The sequence below is a fragment of the Amycolatopsis sp. FU40 genome, assembly GCF_021903635.1.
GTDB classification, from domain to species: Bacteria; Actinomycetota; Actinomycetes; order Mycobacteriales; family Pseudonocardiaceae; genus Amycolatopsis; species Amycolatopsis dendrobii.
Genome location: NZ_CP091381.1, coordinates 8,560,528 through 8,574,106, shown reverse-complemented (window position 1 = coordinate 8,574,106; position 13,579 = coordinate 8,560,528). Strand labels below are relative to the sequence as shown.

The following is a 13,579-nucleotide window of genomic DNA, read 5'->3' as shown; positions in this document are numbered from 1 at the left end:
AGCTGGTCTCGAAGAAGCCACGAAAAGACTGGTCCGCTCTCGAGCGCAGATCCGTGAAGCGCTATCAGGGGCAAAGCGAGCATCAACTTGGTTTAATCGGATTCGGATGAGCCGGATATCTACGTTTCTCGCAAGCCCCTACCCCTGTTCAGCAAACCACCGAACCCACCGCCGCTGCCAAGGCGTCTCCACCGCCCGCGCGTGATGGTTCTCCCGAACCCAAGACACGGCTTCCTCCGCCCCCATCCCGCCCAACGTCACCAAACAAGCCAGCACAGTCCCAGTCCGCCCCACTCCGCCAAGGCAAGCCACCTCCACTGCCTCCCCGGCAACAGCCCGAGCATGCAACCCCAGAATCTCCCGCCGAGCCCCCTCCCGGTCCCGCGGCAGGAGGAAGTCCGGCCACCGAATCCACCGGTGCTCCCAGGTCAGCGAGGCGTCGTACTTGGCCCGCATCCGCGGCGACCCCAGATACAGCCCGAATTCCGGCTCCGGCCCCTCCGGCTTCGGCTTCCCCAGCCCGCGCGCCCGCAACCTAGCCCCGTCCGGAAGCACGAGAGTCCCCATCAACGCAGCATCCATCACGCCATGATCCCCCTATCCACCGTTCGATGGACCCGAGCCGGGCCTGACAGGGCTAGGCTGCCCCAGGTGAGTGAAGACCCAGCCACGCCGGGCCCGGACCAGATGCGCGTGTCGGACGCCGATCGGGAGCAGGTCGCGCAGGTGCTGCACCAGGCCCTGTCCGAAGGCCGCATCACGATCAACGAACTGGAAGAGCGGCTCTCCAGCGTCTACTCCGCGAAAACGTTCGCCGACCTCAAACCGGTGACCGCCGATCTGCCGGGCAGCGCCGCGGTCGCCACCACCGCGTCGGCGTCGCTGCAGCCCGCCCCTTCGCGCGCGCTCGGGCTGCCGGACAACCGCGTCGGCGGGCATCCCGGTTCCGCCGTGTCGATCGGCGTGATGTCCGGGGCCGTGCGCAAGGGCAGCTGGGTCCTGCCGCAGCAGCACACGACTTTCGCGTTCTGGGGCGGTGCCGAAATCGACCTGCGCAGCGCCCGGTTCGCCGAGAAATCGTGCACGATCACCGCGGTCGCGATCATGGGCGGGATCGAGATCACCGTCCCCGACGACATCAATGTGAACGTGACCGGCATCGGCTTCATGGGCGCGTTCATGCTGGAGGACAAGTCCGGCGCGCCGCCGGCGCCGCCGACCGCCCCGACGGTGACGATCAACGGCCTCGGCTTCTGGGGCGGCGTCGTCGTGTACCGCAAGCCGGCCAAGGATCTGAACGCACCGCAGATCGAGTCCTGAACCCGGCTGCACACGACACCGACAAAAACTGCCGCCCGCGCCGCGGCGCTGTGGACAACCGCGAGGCTGTGACCAGCTGTCCACAGATTCCGGTGAGCGCTCCGGCGCCTGCTGTCGCGCACCTACACTCAGCGGTATGACAGCTACCACCAGCCCGGCAGCGGCGCCGGAAACCCCGTCGCCGCTGACGGACGTCACTCGCGACGAAGCGAGCCTGCGGCGGTTCCTGCACGGGCTGCCCGGTGTCGACCAGGTCGGCGTCGAGCAGCGCGCGGCAGGGCTCGCGACCCGGAGCATCAAGAAGGAAGCCAAGCGGTGGGCGATTGACACCGCGGTGTCGATGGTCGACCTGACCACGCTCGAAGGAGCCGACACGCGCGGCAAAGTCCGCGGTCTCGCCGCCAAGGCGATGCGGCCGGACCCCGAGCGACAGGACTGCCCGCGCGTCGCGGCCGTGTGCGTGTACCCGGACCTGGTGGAGACGGCCGTCGAAGCGCTCGCGGGCAGCGGGGTGCGGGTGGCGAGCGTCGCCACCGGTTTCCCGGCGGGCCGCACGAGCCGCGCGGTGAAGCTGGCTGACACCCGGCTCGCGGTCGAGGCGGGCGCGGACGAGGTCGACATGGTGATCGACCGCGGTGCGTTCCTCGAGGGCCGCTACCTGGAGGTGTTCGACGAGATCCGCGCCGTGAAAGCGGCCTGCGGCTCGGCGCACCTCAAGGTGATCCTCGAAACGGGCGAGCTGGCGACGTACGACAACGTCCGCCGCGCGTCCTGGCTCGCGCTGCTGGCGGGCGGGGACTTCATCAAGACGTCCACCGGCAAGGTGTCGCCCGCCGCGACGCTGCCGGTCACGCACGTGATGCTGCAGGCAGTGCACGACTGGCACGAGCGCACCGGCGAACTGCGCGGCGTCAAGCCCGCGGGCGGGATCCGGACGACGAAGGACGCGATCAAGTACCTCGTCGCCGTGCACGAGGTCGCGGGCGAGCAGTGGCTCACGCCGGAGCTGTTCCGGTTCGGCGCGTCGAGCCTGCTCAACGACCTGCTGCTGCAGCGGCGCACCCAGGTGGACGGCCACTACAGCGGCCCCGACTACGTGACGGTGGACTGACATGGGCATCTTCGAATACGCGCCCGCGCCGGAATCGCGCGCACTGGCCAATCTGAAGGAGCAGTACAAGCCGTTCGTCAACGGCGAGTTCGTCGACGGTTCCGGCGAGCCGCTCAAGACGGTCAACCCGGCTACCGAGGAGATCCTCGCCGAGGTCGGCACCGCGTCGGCTTCCGATGTGGACACCGCGGTGAAGGCCGCGCGCAAGGCGTACACGTCGGTCTGGTCGAAAATGCCGGGCAGCGAGCGGGCGAAGTACCTGTTCCGCATCGCGCGGCTGATCCAGGAACGCTCGCGCGAACTGGCGGTGCTGGAAACGCTGGACAACGGGAAGCCGATCAAGGAGTCGCGCGATTCCGACGTGCCCACCGCGGCCGCGCATTTCTTCTACCACGCGGGCTGGGCGGACAAGCTCGGCTACGCGGGCTACGGCCCGGACCCGAAGCCGCTCGGCGTCGCGGGCCAGGTGATCCCGTGGAACTTCCCGCTGCTGATGCTGGCGTGGAAGATCGCGCCGGCGCTGGCCACCGGCAACACCGTCGTGCTGAAGCCCGCCGAGACCACTCCGCTGACCGCGCTGGTGTTCGCCGAGATCTGCCAGCAGGCCGAGCTGCCGCCGGGCGTGGTGAACATCCTGCCGGGAGCCGGCGACATCGGAGCGTCCATTGTGGAGCATCCGGACGTCGACAAGATCGCGTTCACCGGCTCCACCGAGGTCGGCAAGCTGATCCAGCGGACCGTCGCGGGCACCCGCAAGAAGCTGACGCTGGAACTCGGCGGCAAGGCCGCGAACGTCGTGTTCGACGACGCTCCCCTGGACCAGGCGGTGGAGGGGATCGTCAACGGGATCTTCTTCAACCAAGGCCACGTCTGCTGCGCGGGCTCGCGGCTGCTGGTACAGGAATCGGTGGCCGAGGAGGTGCTGGAGAAGCTCCGGTACCGGGTGTCGACGCTGCGCCTGGGCGACCCGCTGGACAAGAACACTGACCTCGGCGCGATCAACTCCGCCGAGCAGCTGGCGAAAATCCGCGGCCTGGTCGAATCCGGCGACGCGGAAGGCGCGCAGCGCTGGACCAGCCCGTGCCCGGTGCCGGACCGCGGGTTCTTCTTCGCGCCGACGGTGTTCTCCGAAGTCCACCAGTCGATGCGGATCGCCCGCGAGGAGATCTTCGGCCCGGTGCTGTCGGTCCTCACCTTCCGCACGCCGGAAGAGGCCGTGGCGAAGGCGAACAACACGCCGTACGGCTTGTCCGCGGGCATCTGGACCGAAAAGGGTTCGCGCATTCTGTGGATGGCGAACCAGCTCCGGGCAGGCGTTGTGTGGGCCAATACGTTCAACCGTTTCGACCCGGCCGCTCCCTTCGGCGGCTACCAGGAGTCCGGTTTCGGCCGCGAAGGCGGGCGCACCGGTTTGGAGGCCTACCTCAATGTCTGACCGGATTTCCGTCGCCAAAACCTACAAGCTCTATCTCGGCGGCAAATTCCCGCGCTCGGAATCGGGCCGGGTCTACCCCGTTACCGACGCCAAAGGCGCTTTCCTGGCCAACGCGGCCCACGCGTCACGCAAAGACCTGCGCGACGCGGTGTCCGCCGCGCGCAAGGCGTTCCCCGGTTGGTCGTCGGCAACTGCTTACAACCGAGGCCAGGTGCTCTACCGCGTCGCCGAGGTGATGGAGGGCCGCCGCGCCCAGTTCGCCGCCGAGGTAGCCGCCTGCGAGGGCATCCCCGCGAAGAAGGCTGAGTCCCTTGTGGACGCCGCCATCGACCGCTGGGTGTGGTACGCGGGCTGGACCGACAAGATCGCCTCGGTCCTCGGCGCCGCCAACCCCGTCGCCGGCCCGTACTTCTCCTTCACCACACCCGAGCCCACCGGCGTCGTCGGCGTCCTTGCCCCGCAAGAGTCTTCCCTGCTGGGCCTGGTGACAGTCCTGGCCCCCGTCCTGGCCACCGGCTCGACGGCGGTCCTGGTCTCCAGCGCGGACCGCCCCCTGCCCGCCATCACCCTGTCCGAGGTACTGGCCACCTCCGACGTTCCCGGCGGCGTCGCCAACATCCTGACCGGCCACGCCGCGGAACTGGGCCCCTGGCTGGCCTCGCACGGAGACGTCAACGCCCTCGACCCGACCGGCGCCACCCCCGAAGACCGCGTCACCCTGGCCCAGGAAGCCGCCGGGACAGTGAAACGAGTCCTGTCCGTCCCCGACTCCGAACCGGACTGGACGGCAGAACCAGACCTGTCCCGCCTCCGGCGGTACCTGGAGGCGAAAACCGTCTGGCACCCCATGGGTGTCTGACATTCGAGTGCACCCAGACCGCCGTTCCGGTTAACCCGGAACGGCGGTTTTGTCTGCGGCCATTCGAAAAATTGCGCGCCGGGCAGGATTGGACTTGGGTTGGGCGGCCAACCAAGAAGGAGTAGAGTGAGCCGCCCTGCACCCAGGAAGCCGTACCGCCGCTTTTCCGGACAAAGATTTCCGCAGCTGCATTCCCTCGTCGCAGTCACATTCGACCAATTGCGCGAATCCCTTGCCGATTTCCTGCGAATGCACTCGACCCCCACGACTTGTCGTGCTCGGTCGGCTACGGTGAATAGCGCCGCGAGGCACCGAACCGACCGTTGCGCGAAATGTCCGCCGTGTCTTGGGGAGGGCGAGGACATGGACCAGCCTGCCGCTGACGCAGGTAAGAACTGGTTGCCGGACTTCGCCTTCACCATCGCCGACACCCGAGCCGCACCGCCCGGCCCCGGCTTCACCATGAGCCGCGACGACGCCCGGAGCATGCTCAACCTGGCCAAACAGGCCCGCGAACAGTTCAACGAGATGCGGCAGATAGCGAACAGCCTGACCCGGCTCGCTCCCCCTGCCGACGAGTTCGCGAGCAACTCTTACAACTCGAATCTGGTCGGAGACGGGCAATCAACCGGCGCGTTCGGAGCCGGTCTCGCGAACGTCGAGCGGATGCACCGTTACGCCGACGAGCTGGTGCGAAAGCTGGAGAAGGCACTCGGAATCACCGAAAGTTCCGACGAAGCCGCGGCCAAGGACGTCAAAACCGCGGGCACGCGGCCTGAAGGGCTTGCCGGATGATGCGCCGCCTCCCGCCCGCGCTTCTGGTCGCAGCTGTGATCGTCGCCCTCGGCACCGCCTGTGGCGGCAGCCCAGCACCCGCTCCCCCCGCTTCACCGGCGCCCGCGACCTCAGCAGCCAATGCACTGCCGCACAGCGGTGCGCCCAAAGTCGAGCATCCGCTGCCCGCGAGCGCCCTTTCCGGAAATCCGTGCGAGACCGCGTTGACCGCGGATCAGGTGGAACGCATCATCTCGGTCGCGCCGGCAGGCAAGCTCAGGAATATCGCCGGGCTCGGACCGAGTTGCTGGTGGAGCAACATCGATTCCGGCTCCGCGGTCAGCACGGGTTACGTCACCGAGGATCGCCAGGGGCTCAGCGCCGTCTACCACAACAGCAAACCGAAGTCGAAACTCTGGCGGCCGCTTCCTCCCGTCCAAGGTTTTCCCGCGGTCGCGTTCAGGGCCGATCTCGGAGACGACCTGTGCCAGGTCAGCGTCGGCACCGCGGACGACCTGTCCGTCGACGTGACGATCACCCTCGGCGAGAGCAAGAAAGGCAACACCGACTCCTGCACCGTGGCGGGGCAGGCGGCCGACATGGTCATCGCCAATCTTCGGCGGCGGGCGGGTTCGTGATGGGTTTCCTGGAGATGATCGAGGACGTCGGCCATGGGGTCGGCGAGCGCGTCGACGATCTCGGCAAGTTCTATTCCGCGGCGCTCTGCGGCAGCACCGGCGCCGAAGCCGTGCCCGCGCCTGAGCTGGCACAGAAGGTGCTCGGCGGGCCGGGAACGTCCGGGTGGCACGACGGGGCCAGCCAGGCCGCGCAGCTCAGCAGCCAGCATCACGACGCCGGCGATCTCGTCTCCCGCATGAGCACCGGGCTCGAATCGGCCTGGACCGGGCGGGCCGCGGATGCCGCGCGGACTCGGATCCGCGCCCTGGCGGAGATCGCGTCCGTGTCCGCGGCGATTTACACCACCAACAGCGCCAATTTGTCCGACGTCGCGCACGGGTTCGACGCGATGAAAACCTCCCTGCAGCCGATGCCGGACAAGCCGCCGCAGTTGACCTTCCTCGATCGGATTTCTCCGTGGGACACCGACGCGGAGAAGGAGATCAACCATTACAACGCGATGGCCCAGCAGAACGTCGATCGCTATCAGGCTTACGTCCAGCACGCCCGTACGGGGAGCCGGCAACTGCAAACCGACTACGGGCGGCTCGACGATTTCGGCGGGCGGAGCAACACCGCCGGATCGCGGATGAAGGCGCGGCGAAGACCTGACGAGGCACCGCATTTCCCGGAACCGCGAAACTCAGGGCATCCGCCGACCGCTGCGCCGCCGGTGAGCGGGGCTGCTGTACCGCAAGGCCCCAGCGCGAAACCCGGACCGGGCAGGGCACCGGGACCCGACGAGCGCACGACGGTCTCCGGATGGTCGCCGGATCCGGCGACGGCCACGGGTTCGCCCAGCGGTGCGCCCTACACCGGCGGATCCGGGAGTGGCAGCAGCACGGGGACGCCGGGGATTCCCGCGCAAGGAACCGTGGGCCACGACGGTGGACGGGGCGCAGGCAAGCGGGCTGAAAGGGAAAACAAGCTCCCGGGCGAACCCCGCAGCCGAACGAGCGCCCCGTCGCCAAGACCGGGCACGGGCACAGGAAAAGGCGCTGGTGCGGGCACCGGCGCGGGAAAAGGCACCGGCGAAGAACCACGCCCAACAACCACCCCAACCCGCGGCACACCCGGTTCCCGAGGCGCCCCAGGCGTGAGCGGCCCAACCCCGAACCGCCGCAAAGACGAAGACCCCCAAGACCACCACCGCAAATACGGCCTGGAATCCGACTCGGCCTTCTCCCTCACCGACGACGACGGCGACCGCGCCGTAGATCCGCGCACCGGTCTGCCTCCGACGCCACCGACCATCGGCGGCTAAGGGGACGCGCGATGCCGATCCTCGAGAGACCGGTCCGGATGCCCCGGTTGGCGTTTCTCGCCGTGTGGGGGCACGAGAAACTCGGCGACCCGCCCGTCGTGGTCGAGCACGCGCCGATGTTCATGACCGACGAGTTCGCGGACAAGCTCCGGGTCCAGTCGTACGGGTTGCTGGCCCGGTTCGGGCTCGCGGCGAGCGGTGCGCCCAGTCCGCGGTTGCGCGACACTCTCGAACTTCTCGCCGAGGCCCGGCGCGAGGTGTACTCCTGGAGCGATTTCGGCGCCCGGCGCGGGGACAACGGGGCGATTCTCGTCGCGGCGGCCGGGCGGGAGGCGGTGCGGCTCGTGACGGACAACCGGTCCGTGCAACTCGAACCTGTTTCCCCGCGCGACATCGGTGGCAGCCTGGTCGATCTGTTGCCTGGCTGCGATCCGGCGAAGCTGCGGCCGCTCAAGGTGCCCAAGGACTACTACGACAGTGCCTCCGCCGATCCGCTCGCCGAATCGTCGGCCAGCGCGGACGAATTGCGGCATCTGATGCGAGCCCGGCGCGACGCGGTGCACCTGATGCACGTCGCCGTCCGCGGGCAGGACGGCAGCCGGACGCACAGCACCCCGCTGTCCGCGATCGACCTCACCGGACGCGGGCGCGTGCTCAGTTTCGTCAGCCCGGACGGCGCGGGCGGGCTGCAGATCAACGTCTACTCCGGCACCCGCGCCCACCTCGTCGACGCGCTCACGCTGACGCTCGCCGAACTTGCCTGAACGAAGATCACCGGCCCTCAACATTTCGCGCCACACCTCTATCCTTTCGCGAAATTCTCTGCCAACATGAGCCATTGGGGAAATTTCGACTACCCCGTGTCCGGTACAGGCGCCGTCAGCACGTCAGGAGGACTCCGCATGACCCCGCATCCCGCTCAGCCCGAAGCAGCACTCGCCCTCGAGTTCCTCGGCACCACCAGCGCGGGCGGCAACTGCCCCAACGCTTATCGCACCAACCGCGGCACGTACGTCGTCCAGGGATACCGGGTCACCGACGAGCAGGCGCTGCGGCAACTGCGCGAACGCGGCATGCCGGACACCGAGACGGCCGTCGAAATCCCCGTTGGCCTGCTCAAGTTCTTCCCGCAGGAAGCCTGAGCGCGACGACCGGCGCAGGCGAGGCAAGGGCAGCCCGGCGATTCAGACGCACTAGTCGCCCAGGATTTCTCGAAACTCGACCCCAGGTGTGGGAAGATGCCATCGGGTTCGAGGAATTCCGCATGCGATAGCGAGGGCGAGTGCCTACCAGTTTCGAGAAACGCCGGGCAGAGCTTGGCGATCGCCTGCGCCGGCTCCGGGTCGACGCGGGCTACGAGACCGGAAAGGATTTCGCCAAGGCCATCGGCTGGAACGCGCCCAAGGTCAGCAAAATCGAAAACGGCAGGCAGACCGTCGGCGACGACGACCTCGACGCTTGGGTCGCCGCCGTCGGCGGGCCGCCGGAACTGGCCGCGCAGTTGCGGGAGCAACTGGTCGAGGTCCGCGACGCACACGCCAGCTGGAAAGACAAAGTCCGCGAAGGACACCGGGCCAGACAAGAGGAATCCATTGCCCGGGAGGCCAGAGCTCTACGAATTCGTGCAGTAGACCTCCGAATTGTCTCCGGATTACTGCAAACCCCGGAGTACGCGCGGCATACCCTGCTCGCCCACGCCCGGATCCACGGCGGCGGACAGGACATCACCGAGGCGGTCCGGGCGCGGATGCAGCGCCAGCAGATCCTCTACGAACCCGGCCGGACCATCGAACTGCTCACCTCCGAGGCCGCGCTGCGCTATCCGAACGCGCCGCGGGAGGTGATGATCGGGCAGGTGCACAAGCTGCTCGCACTGCTCGGCACCCCCAACATCCGCTTCGGCATCATCCCCGCGGACGTCGTCGTGCCCTACCCGGTCACCTCGGACTTCTGGGTCGTCGACGACGTCGCGATGGTCGAAACCCCCGAGGGCGAGCACATCGCGAGCGACGTCGACCCGTACCACGAGGTCGCGGATCTACTGTGGACAGTCGCGGCCGAGGGCGACGCCGCCAGGGCGGTGCTGCTGCGGGTGCTCGATTCGCTCACCCGCGCAGCCCCGCCCGGCTGACCGGAATCCCTTACGCGGCAGGCGCTTGGCCCGCCGTCACCGCGCCGACGTCGATGGTGTGGCTGTCGGCCCCGGCGTCCACCGCGCCGAAGGTCCAGTCCACCGTCACGTTCGGGTCGATCGGGTCCCCGTGCGGGTTGGAGTCGGCCGGAGCGGTCATGGTCATCGCGTTCGGCGTCTGCTGCTCGTCGTCGGATCCGATCGCGGTCCAGTGCAGCGGCACGTACGCCGACGAACCGTTCGCGATCAGCACCGGCGGCGCGTCGGCCGGAGCTTCGTTGTTGACCAGGACGTTGTGCGCGCCGACCAGGTTGACGTCAGCCCGGCCGGACAGCACGCACCGTTCGCCCTCGTTCGCGGTGAACTGCAGCGCGGCGTTGCGCTGGCCAGCGCCTGCCCCGCCGTAGACGAGCTTGGTGCTGAACTGGTTCGCCGTGCACGGAAGCGCCGACGAGTCCGCGGTCGTGGCGCCGGCCGTCCCGGCGAAGACCGCGGCCGCGCCTCCGGCGACCGCGACAGCAACGGCAATGCGGCGGATGTTCTTCATGTTTCGTCCCCTCTCGCGTTTTCCGGCGGCTCCGCACCGGCTTTCACGAGATAAGACGTCCGCACCCGGAAGGCGATGGCCCGTTGTGAGATCACCCCCGCCGGAGCAACCCCAAGCGGCCCGTCGCGTCTGAAGAAACGGTCAGAGCAAGTCTTCCTTGTGGATCGGCCGCCCCGGCAGCGTGGTGGCCGGACCGGCACGCAGACCGTCGATCATGATCGCGATATTGCGGGCCGTCGCGATCTCCGGCGATTTCAACCGGTGCGCGGGCAACTGGCGGATCAGCCGGGCGAACAGCACCGCGACGTCTCCCGCGCCCACGTCCTTGCGCAGCGTCCCCTCGGCTTGCGCCCGGTCGACCAGCCCTTCGACCTCAAGCAGCACCGCTTCGCGCAGGTGCGCCACGTCGGGATCGTCCTTGAGAATGTCGTGCGCCCGCTGCGACAGCATCGACAACTGCATCGACAACTGCAGTTCCGCGCCGTGGTAGAGCAGCTGCACCAACGCTTCCCATGCCGTCGGCGCTTCCACCGACAGCCGCCGCGCGTTGTCCAGCACGCCCGCGAAATTGTCCACCGCCACCGCGCGGATGAGCGCGTCGCGGTCCGGGAATCGCCGGTAGAGGGTGCCTACGCCGACGCCTGCCGCGCGCGCGATCTCCTCCATCGGGACCTCGGGACCATGGCTGGCGAAGATGACGCGAGCCGCGGCGATGATCTGGTCGCGGTTGCGTTGCGCGTCCGCCCGCAGCGGCGTCTCGGGGTCTGCACTCATACCCGGCCTTCCCTCTTCCCGGTTGGCGCGCATTCTCGCACGCCGGGCCAGCTGCGCAAACGTGCCGGCGACCGGGGGCGGACAGCAATTGTCACCCCGTTGCTAGTGGACGACGATCCTCCACTTCGGTACCTTGGGCAGTGAACCGGAATGTAATCCTCCACATTCATTCCGTAACGGGGCAAACCCACCACAGGGGGTTCTGATGACCGAAGTCGCCCAGCCCAGCCGCACCCAGCCTGAGCAGGCCGCATTCCCGATGAAGCGCACCTGCCCGTTCGCGCCGCCGCCGGAGTACGACCGGTTCCGCGACGCTCGCGCGCACTATGTCGAGCTCGAGCACACCGGCCAGCGCGCCTGGGTGCTCAACCGGCACGAGGACCTGCGGGCGATGCTGAACGACCCGCGGTTCAGCTCGAACCGCTTCAATCCCGGCTTCCCGGTCCTGTTCAAGGACGGCCAGCAGCGCCGGCCGAGGCTGCGCCCGTCGCTGATCGCGATGGACGCGCCGGAACACGGTCCGGCCCGGCGCAGCGTCGTCGGCGAGTTCACCGTCAAGCGGATGAAAGCGCTGCAGCCGCGCATCCAGGAGATCGTGGACCAGCACATCGACGCGATGCTGGCCGGCGACCAGCCCGCCGACCTGGTGTCCGCGCTTTCGCTTCCGGTGCCTTCGCTGGTGATCTGCGAGCAGCTCGGCGTCCCGTACGCCGACCACGACTTCTTCCAGACGCACAGCTCACGGCTTCTCAACCGCGAAACGGGCTTCGAAGAGCGCAGCAAGTCAGTCGAAGCGATGCAGAACTACCTGTCCGATCTGGTTTCCGCGAAGGAAACCGCGCCGGCGGACGATCTCCTCAGCCGCCAGATCGCGAAGAAACGCGAGGAGGGCGACTACGACCACGACGATCTCGTGTCGCTGGCCTTCCTGCTGCTCATCGCCGGGCACGAGACCACCGCGAACATGATTTCGCTCGGCACCGTCGCGTTGCTGGAGAACCCGGACGCGCTCGCCGCCATCAAGGAGGATCCGGGCAAAACCCTCGACGCCGTCGAGGAATTGCTGCGCTACTTCACCATCGCCGAATTCGCCACCACCCGCGTCGCCCTCGAAGACGTGGACATCGCGGGCGTCACCATCAAGGCCGGAGAGGGCGTCCTCGGCCTGAGCTACGCGGCCAACTTCGACCCCGAGGTCTTCCCCGAGCCCGAGCGGCTCGACATCACCCGCGGCGGCCGCCACCACGTCGCGTTCGGCTTCGGCGCGCACCAATGCCTCGGCCAGAACCTCGCCCGGATGGAACTGCAGATCGTGTTCGACACGTTGTTCCGCCGCATTCCGACGCTGCGTCTCGCCGCGCCGGTCGACCAGTTGCCGTTCAAACACGACTCCGGCGTCTTCGGGCTGTACTGCCTCCCGGTGACCTGGTGAAGGGGAAACGATGACTGCCACTGAAGAACTCCGCATGCCGGTCGCCCGCACCTGCCCGTTCTCGCAGCCGGAGCAGTACGTCCGGATGCGCGAGCAGAGCGCGCTCACCCGCGTGGGGATACCCGGCGGCAAAGAGGCCTGGGTGGCCTCGCGGCACGAGGAAGCGCGGCAGATCCTCGGCGACCGCCGGTTCTCGTCCGACCGGTTCCTGCCCAATTTCCCGTTCCTGGCCGAGGGCGGGGCCGCGATCCTCACCAACACCAAGCAGAAAGCCATGATCGGGATGGACGCGCCCGAGCACGGCCAGGCCCGCCGGGAGGTGCTCGGCGAGTTCACCGTGAAGCGCGTCGAGGCGATGCGGCCGCGGATCCAGGAGATCGTCGACGGTCTCATCGACGAGTTGCTCGCCGGGCCGAAACCGGCTGACCTGGTGGAAAAGCTCTCGCTGCCGGTGCCGTCGCTGGTGATCTGCGAATTGCTCGGGGTCCCGTACGCCGATCACGACTACTTCCAAGAGCGCACCATGGCGCTCATCCGGCGCAGCACCAGCATCGAGGATCGCAAGAAGGCCTCCGAGGAACTGCGCGCGTACCTCAGCGACCTCGTCGCGGCGAAGGAGAAGGACCCGACCGACGACCTGCTCGGCAGGCAGATCGTCAAGCGTCGCGAGGAAGGCACTTACGACCACGACGCGATGATCGGGCTGTCGTTCCTGCTGCTGGTCGCCGGGCACGAGACCACCGCGAACATGATCTCGCTCGGCACCATCGGGCTGCTGGAGAACCCGGGGCAGCGCGCGACGATCGAGGCCGATCCGGGCAAGACGCTGCTCGCGGTCGAGGAACTGCTGCGCTACTTCACGATCGTCGAAGGCGCGACCGCGCGGGTCGCGACCGAGGACGTGGAGATCGGCGGCGTCACGATCAAGGCGGGCGAGGGCGTGCTCGTACTGGGCTACGCCGCGAACTGGGACCCGGAGGTGTTCGAGAGCCCGGAAAAGCTCGACCTCGAACGCGGCGCGCGCCACCACGTCGCGTTCGGGTTCGGACCGCACCAGTGCCTCGGCCAGAACCTGGCGCGGATGGAGCTGCAAATCGTGTTCGACACGCTGTTCCGCCGGGTCCCGACGCTCACGTGCACGCTCCCGGCCGACCAGCTGCCGGTGAAGAAGGACGCCACGATCTTCGGCCTGTACCAGTTGCCGGTGACCTGGTAGAGATCAGAGTGCTCCCACCACAAGCCAGGAAGAGGCCA

The 13,579-nt window shown here is 68.1% G+C and carries 15 protein-coding genes; 12 read left to right on the top strand and 3 right to left on the bottom strand.

Annotated features, from left to right (window positions below):
• Positions 1–138 precede the first annotated feature (138 nt).
• Positions 139–582, bottom strand: a complete 444-nt coding sequence (locus tag L3Q65_RS40675; protein ID WP_237598018.1) for a protein tyrosine phosphatase — start codon at positions 580–582, stop codon at positions 139–141.
• A 105-nt stretch (positions 583–687) separates the two neighbouring features.
• Between L3Q65_RS40675 and L3Q65_RS40670 the strand changes: the two genes are divergently transcribed.
• The 10 genes from L3Q65_RS40670 (at position 688) to L3Q65_RS40625 (ending at position 9,572) form a co-directional block, all read left to right on the top strand.
• On the top strand, positions 688–1,320 hold the full coding sequence (locus L3Q65_RS40670; protein WP_182894673.1) for a DUF1707 domain-containing protein: 633 nt from the start codon (positions 688–690) through the stop codon (positions 1,318–1,320).
• 136 nt (positions 1,321–1,456) lie between these two features.
• Positions 1,457–2,431 carry a deoxyribose-phosphate aldolase gene (gene deoC / locus L3Q65_RS40665; RefSeq protein WP_182894517.1) on the top strand — a complete coding sequence of 325 codons (975 nt, stop codon included), beginning with the start codon at positions 1,457–1,459 and terminating at the stop codon, positions 2,429–2,431.
• A 1-nt stretch (position 2,432) separates the two neighbouring features.
• On the top strand, positions 2,433–3,866 hold the full coding sequence (locus tag L3Q65_RS40660; protein ID WP_237598017.1) for an aldehyde dehydrogenase family protein: 1,434 nt from the start codon (positions 2,433–2,435) through the stop codon (positions 3,864–3,866).
• A complete protein-coding gene (locus L3Q65_RS40655) occupies positions 3,859–4,725 on the top strand; it encodes an aldehyde dehydrogenase family protein (protein WP_182894519.1) in 867 nt (288 codons plus the stop codon). Before L3Q65_RS40660 ends, L3Q65_RS40655 begins: the two co-directional genes overlap by 8 nt.
• Before the next feature lie 363 nt (positions 4,726–5,088).
• Positions 5,089–5,520, top strand: a complete 432-nt coding sequence (locus tag L3Q65_RS40650; RefSeq protein ID WP_182894520.1) for a hypothetical protein — start codon at positions 5,089–5,091, stop codon at positions 5,518–5,520.
• Positions 5,521–5,555: 35 nt separating this feature from the next.
• Entirely contained in the window at positions 5,556–6,137 is a 582-nt protein-coding gene (locus tag L3Q65_RS40645) for a DUF3558 domain-containing protein (RefSeq protein ID WP_237598016.1), read from the top strand.
• Positions 6,137–7,441, top strand: coding sequence for a hypothetical protein (locus tag L3Q65_RS40640; protein ID WP_237598015.1), 1,305 nt, complete (start codon positions 6,137–6,139; stop codon positions 7,439–7,441). Before L3Q65_RS40645 ends, L3Q65_RS40640 begins: the two co-directional genes overlap by 1 nt.
• A gap of 11 nt (positions 7,442–7,452) precedes the next feature.
• Positions 7,453–8,205 carry an ESX secretion-associated protein EspG gene (locus L3Q65_RS40635; protein ID WP_182894523.1) on the top strand — a complete coding sequence of 251 codons (753 nt, stop codon included), beginning with the start codon at positions 7,453–7,455 and terminating at the stop codon, positions 8,203–8,205.
• Positions 8,206–8,343: 138 nt separating this feature from the next.
• Entirely contained in the window at positions 8,344–8,583 is a 240-nt protein-coding gene (locus L3Q65_RS40630) for a hypothetical protein (RefSeq protein ID WP_182894524.1), read from the top strand.
• A 140-nt stretch (positions 8,584–8,723) separates the two neighbouring features.
• The gene (locus L3Q65_RS40625; protein WP_182894525.1) at positions 8,724–9,572 is read left to right on the top strand and encodes a helix-turn-helix transcriptional regulator; all 849 of its coding nucleotides are present in this window, start codon (positions 8,724–8,726) and stop codon (positions 9,570–9,572) included.
• Between the two features lie 10 nt (positions 9,573–9,582).
• On the opposite strand, the gene L3Q65_RS40620 is transcribed toward L3Q65_RS40625, so the two are convergent.
• Positions 9,583–10,119: a DUF4232 domain-containing protein gene (locus tag L3Q65_RS40620; protein WP_182894526.1), complete on the bottom strand. Its 537-nt coding sequence runs from the start codon at positions 10,117–10,119 to the stop codon at positions 9,583–9,585.
• A 141-nt stretch (positions 10,120–10,260) separates the two neighbouring features.
• Positions 10,261–10,893 (bottom strand): TetR/AcrR family transcriptional regulator, encoded by a 633-nt coding sequence (locus L3Q65_RS40615; protein ID WP_182894527.1) that lies wholly within the window; start codon positions 10,891–10,893, stop codon positions 10,261–10,263.
• A gap of 205 nt (positions 10,894–11,098) precedes the next feature.
• On the opposite strand from L3Q65_RS40615, the gene L3Q65_RS40610 reads away from it, so the two are divergent.
• Both L3Q65_RS40610 and L3Q65_RS40605 read left to right on the top strand, forming a co-directional pair.
• Positions 11,099–12,325 carry a cytochrome P450 gene (locus L3Q65_RS40610; protein ID WP_182894528.1) on the top strand — a complete coding sequence of 409 codons (1,227 nt, stop codon included), beginning with the start codon at positions 11,099–11,101 and terminating at the stop codon, positions 12,323–12,325.
• Between the two features lie 10 nt (positions 12,326–12,335).
• A complete protein-coding gene (locus tag L3Q65_RS40605) occupies positions 12,336–13,541 on the top strand; it encodes a cytochrome P450 (RefSeq protein WP_182894529.1) in 1,206 nt (401 codons plus the stop codon).
• Positions 13,542–13,579 lie beyond the last annotated feature (38 nt).

Bases quoted from the DNA above. Each gene is read 5' to 3' on its own strand.
- L3Q65_RS40605 (WP_182894529.1), top strand. From the start codon at position 12,336: ATGACTGCCACTGAAGAACTCCGCATGCCGGTCGCCCGCACCTGCCCG.
- L3Q65_RS40615 (WP_182894527.1), bottom strand. From the start codon at position 10,893: ATGAGTGCAGACCCCGAGACGCCGCTGCGGGCGGACGCGCAACGCAAC.
- L3Q65_RS40610 (WP_182894528.1), top strand. From the start codon at position 11,099: ATGACCGAAGTCGCCCAGCCCAGCCGCACCCAGCCTGAGCAGGCCGCA.
- L3Q65_RS40650 (WP_182894520.1), top strand. From the start codon at position 5,089: ATGGACCAGCCTGCCGCTGACGCAGGTAAGAACTGGTTGCCGGACTTC.
- L3Q65_RS40640 (WP_237598015.1), top strand. From the start codon at position 6,137: ATGGGTTTCCTGGAGATGATCGAGGACGTCGGCCATGGGGTCGGCGAG.
- L3Q65_RS40620 (WP_182894526.1), bottom strand. From the start codon at position 10,119: ATGAAGAACATCCGCCGCATTGCCGTTGCTGTCGCGGTCGCCGGAGGC.
- L3Q65_RS40630 (WP_182894524.1), top strand. From the start codon at position 8,344: ATGACCCCGCATCCCGCTCAGCCCGAAGCAGCACTCGCCCTCGAGTTC.
- L3Q65_RS40670 (WP_182894673.1), top strand. From the start codon at position 688: ATGCGCGTGTCGGACGCCGATCGGGAGCAGGTCGCGCAGGTGCTGCAC.
- L3Q65_RS40660 (WP_237598017.1), top strand. From the start codon at position 2,433: ATGGGCATCTTCGAATACGCGCCCGCGCCGGAATCGCGCGCACTGGCC.
- deoC (WP_182894517.1), top strand. From the start codon at position 1,457: ATGACAGCTACCACCAGCCCGGCAGCGGCGCCGGAAACCCCGTCGCCG.
- L3Q65_RS40675 (WP_237598018.1), bottom strand. From the start codon at position 582: ATGGATGCTGCGTTGATGGGGACTCTCGTGCTTCCGGACGGGGCTAGG.
- L3Q65_RS40655 (WP_182894519.1), top strand. From the start codon at position 3,859: ATGTCTGACCGGATTTCCGTCGCCAAAACCTACAAGCTCTATCTCGGC.
- L3Q65_RS40635 (WP_182894523.1), top strand. From the start codon at position 7,453: ATGCCGATCCTCGAGAGACCGGTCCGGATGCCCCGGTTGGCGTTTCTC.